The sequence below is a fragment of the Pseudonocardia sp. genome (genome assembly GCF_025965585.1).
Classification (GTDB): domain Bacteria; phylum Actinomycetota; class Actinomycetes; order Mycobacteriales; family Pseudonocardiaceae; genus Pseudonocardia.
On the sequence record NZ_JAOPWR010000459.1, the window covers coordinates 1 to 4,155 of the forward strand.

General features: G+C 69.9%; 3 protein-coding genes and 1 pseudogene. All 4 read left to right on the plus strand.

Annotated features, from left to right (window positions below; translation table 11 throughout):
• Nucleotides 1-993, plus strand: a pseudogene (locus tag JWR81_RS28180) (hypothetical protein); the annotation flags it as partial.
• A gap of 1,002 nt (nucleotides 994-1,995) precedes the next feature.
• Nucleotides 1,996-2,325, plus strand: coding sequence for a hypothetical protein (locus tag JWR81_RS28185; protein WP_297659450.1), 330 nt, complete (start codon nucleotides 1,996-1,998; stop codon nucleotides 2,323-2,325).
• Nucleotides 2,326-2,685: 360 nt separating this feature from the next.
• A complete protein-coding gene (locus JWR81_RS28190) occupies nucleotides 2,686-3,273 on the plus strand; it encodes a hypothetical protein (protein ID WP_297659452.1) in 588 nt (195 codons plus the stop codon).
• Nucleotides 3,266-4,155: SRPBCC family protein (locus JWR81_RS28195; protein WP_297659454.1), on the plus strand; the 890-nt coding region annotated here is incomplete at its 3' end. The genes JWR81_RS28190 and JWR81_RS28195, both read left to right, overlap by 8 nt.

Sequence of the window (4,155 nt, forward strand, 5' to 3'; positions counted from 1 at the left end):
ATCGAGGGTGCCGACCGCGCGATCGGCAACCCGGGTGACGGCGACAAGGGGCCGAAGGGTTCAGCCGGCGCCACCGGCGAGCACGGCGACAAGGGGGCGAAGGGTGCGCTCGGCGCGGCTGGCGACAAGGGCCTCAAGGGTGCGGCTGGACCCGTCGGCGAGCAGGGCGACAAGGGCGAGAAGGGTCCGGCGGGACCCGTCGGCGAGCAGGGTGAGCGGGGCGACAAGGGCCTCAAGGGTCCCGTCGGTCCGGTCGGCGAGCGGGGCGACAAGGGTGACAAGGGCCCGGCGGGATCCGTCGGCGAGCGGGGCGACAAGGGTGACAAGGGCCCGGCGGGACCCGTCGGCGAGCAGGGCGACAAGGGTCTCAAGGGTGCGGCTGGACCGGTCGGGCCACAGGGCGACAAGGGCATCCCGGGTTCGGCGGGGCGGCCGGGCGAGCAGGGCGCTACCGGCCCTGTCGGTGCACGAGGCGAGGCGGGTCTGCCCGGCGCTCCGGGTGAGCGAGGGATTCAGGGGCTGCCCGGTGAGCAGGGTCCCAGCGGAGCCCCCGGCTTGCCCGGCGAACAGGGTCCGCGCGGTGTCATAGGCGAGACCGGTGAGCAGGGCGACAGGGGCATGCAGGGAGTGCAGGGCAAGCCTGGCGACGAGGGTGTGCAAGGCATCGACGGGCTGCAGGGACCGCAGGGACCGCAGGGTGCGGCAGGTCGTCCCGGGCCCACCGGACTGCCCGGCGTTCAGGGGCCGCGTGGCGCCGCCGGTCCGGCCTGGCTCGATCAGCCCAGTCCGCCGGAGCTGGTGGGCAACGTCGTTCGCGCCGCGTTGGATGTGACGCCGCGCACGGTGCTCGATCCCCGGGCTGGTTACCGGTACTGGGCCACGCTGGCCTCGCGGTTGGTGAAGCTGCAGGGTGGCTTGGTGCTGCGTGCCATGATCACCGTGCCCGACGCTGACGCTCCTGCGAACCGGTCGAACGTGCGTTCCATCGCCTAGTCCTCCGAATCGGATCGCCCGACAGCGCCTCGTCCGTACCCGCGGACGAGGCGCTGTCCTTCATGCTTGTTCACAGCTGTCGCGCTGCTCCGCCTAGGCCGTCGACGCGAAGAGGCGGGCGGTCCCCGCCTCGACGGCACGGCCAGGATCAGGCCCGCCGTCACGACGACGGAGCCGAGCAGTGCGACGGACAGCCAGAATGCGGCTGGGCGGATCAGGGAGGCGCGGCTCGCGCCCAGCCTCGGGCGCCGGGCTCCCCGCCACTGCCGGGGACCGTCCGCGGGATGACCGAGCTGTCGGGCGAAGCGCCACGCGTCGCCCATCTCGCGCCAGATCATCACCGCGATCAGCGGACCGATGCCGTACTCGGCCTGTAGCCCCTGGCGCTCCTCGATGATGAACCGCCATCCCGTGCCGCCCTCCACCGGCAGATCGACCCGCCTGCCACCGAGCTCGACCAGCCGGTCGCGGAGGGGCCCCGCCACATGTCACCTTCCGCGCTTTCGGGTCGTATCGGCCACCAACATCGACTGCTCACTGCAGCAGCCGGGTTGAGCTCCGGGAACGGGATGGCTCCGTCTCGCGGTGGTCTTCCGATTGAGATGGCCACGGCCCTCCGTCTGGCTCGGCACGGTCCGCGACTCGGGGGCGGTTCCCGATCTTGCCGCGCGATAATGCCCGAACTCCAACCGTCAGGACGGGTGGCCGAAGCGGCATACGGGTATTCCGTCGGGCCGCTGGCAACCGGCGCCGCGCCGGCTGCGACAAGCGCCAGGCTGCCACGAGGGACGGGGTTCGATGCACGCCAACCGAGAGTTATCCGGCCAATCGGGAGTGCGCGGACGGCGCCCGGGAATCGCATCCGCCACCGGAAACCGGACGCCGGGTCTCCGACCCGCGGGGGCCCCCTCGTCCGGACCGCGGGTCATGCCACCTGAGGCCGGGTCCGACACCGCTGCCCCGCCATCGCCTATCGATCAGCTCAAGGCCAGCATGAGGAAGTTGCTCACCGCACTGCTGGAGCGGGGTTTCGGACTCGCGCTGGAGAAGGTGGAGGACCTTGCGCTGAAGTTCGACCGCATGGCGGCGCAAGGCGGTCCCAAGCTGGGCGCCCTGTTAGGAGGAGCGCGTGAGGCCATGGCGGGTCAGAACCCGATCTGGGGGGCGATCCGGGGTGCGGTCTCGGCCATGAGCCCGGCGACGAAGGCCCTGCTGGTCGCCGTGCTGGTGCTGGCGATCGTGCTCTTGCCGGTCACAGCCGTGCTGCTGCTCGTCGCGTTGATCGTTCTCGCGGTGGTCGTGGCCGTACGGGCGAGGTCCAGCGCGCGCTAGACGTGCTTGGCTCGGTGCCCGGAACTCGCCGCCGTCGTTCGTGGCCACAACGATCAGTTCCGCTGAGCGGCCGGGGTTCGGGGCGTTGCGATGTCCGGTGATAATGCCCGATCGATCACCGGCCGTTGGTCCGTTTGCCGCGGCTGACTGGTATGAAAGGGGTCACTTTCGGGTTTAGCCGGGAGGTGCGCATTGCCGATCTTGTCCGTGGGGTAATGCCTCATGATCCCGCGCGCCCCGGGTCCCGCGACCGATTAGAGGAAGATTATGAAATGTGGAGCACGAGTGGCTCTCGGCGTCGCCGGTGGCTACTTCCTCGGACGAACCAAGAAAATGAAGCTGGCGTTGATGTTGGGGGGTATGGCGGCAGGACGGCAGGCCGGTGGGCCCGGGGAGCTCCTCGCACAGGGCAGCAAGTTGCTCAGCGCCTCGCCCGAGCTCAGCAACCTGGCCGAGCAGGTGCGGGGTCGGCTTCTCGAGGCGGGCAAGGGCGCCGCCCTTGCCGTCGCGGCCCGCCAGGTCGAAGGCCTCACGGACCGGCTGGGGCAGCGGGTGGAGTCGCTGGGCGACATCGGCGCCGACCGCAAGAAGTCGCGGCGGGAATCCCCACCCGACGAGTCGGACGAGTACGACCAGCCGGACGAGGATGCCGACAAGGACGCCGCCGCCGAGGACGACGACCACGTCGCCGAGGGCGACGACCATGTCGCCGGCGACGCCGACCAGGGTGAGGACGAGGGCGAGGTGGAGGAGGCACCTCCACCCCGCCGGACGCGGACAGCGGCCTCGTCGAGCCGTACCGGCGGGAGTGGCAAGGGCACCGCCACGGCCACCGCCAAGCGCCCCTCGTCCGCCCCCTCCGGCGGTGCGCGGCGTACCGCGAGCAAGGCCACGGCCGGGAGCCAGGGCCGGGCCTCCCGTCCTCGACGGAGCGGCAACGATGGCTGAATCGAGCGGGGTCAAGGACAAGGCGAGCGACGCATCGGCGACGCCCGCGGATGCCCTGAAGGACGCCGGCCAACAACTGTTGGGGCTCCTTGTCCAGCGGGCGACGCAGGCAGCGACGGATCGCGTCGCGGATCTGTCGGAACGGCTGACGGGCGTCGCTGAGAACGGTGGAACGGGTCTGACCAAAGCGCTGCGCGGAGACAGGTCGGACGATGACGATGATCGTGACGATGAGGATGACGACGAGGGCGGCGGCCAGTCCAAGATCGGTTCGTTCTTCAGCGGCATCACCGACAAGGTCAAGGGTGTCTTCGGTGGTGGTGGCGGTGGTGGTAGCGGCGGATCGAGCAAGAAACTCAAGGTCACCGTCATCTCGGAGAACCAGGACATCGGAATGCCACTGCGCACCACCTACAACCTGTGGACGCAGTTCAGCGATTTTCCCGGGTTCATGAAGAAGGTCGAGACCGTCGACCAGGAAACCGACGAGAAGCTCGACTGGAAAGCCCAGGTCTGGTGGTCGCACCGCACCTGGGAGGCGACGATCGTCGAGCAGGTGCCTGACTCGCACATCGTCTGGAAGTCGAAGGGGCCCAAGGGCCACGTGGACGGCGGGGTGACCTTCACCGAGCTGGGTCCGAACCTGACCCGGGTGATGCTGGTGCTCGAGTACTGGCCCAAGGGACTCTTCGAGCGCACCGGGAACATCTGGCGGGCGCAGGGCCGGCGAGCCCGGCTCGAGTTCCAGCACTTCCGGCGGCACGCGATGACCAACGCGATCCTGCGACAGGACGAGATCGAGGGTTGGCGCGGAGAGATCCGGGACAGCGAGGTCGTCAAGACCCACGAGGAAGCGCTCGAGGAGGAGCAGCAGGCCCAGGA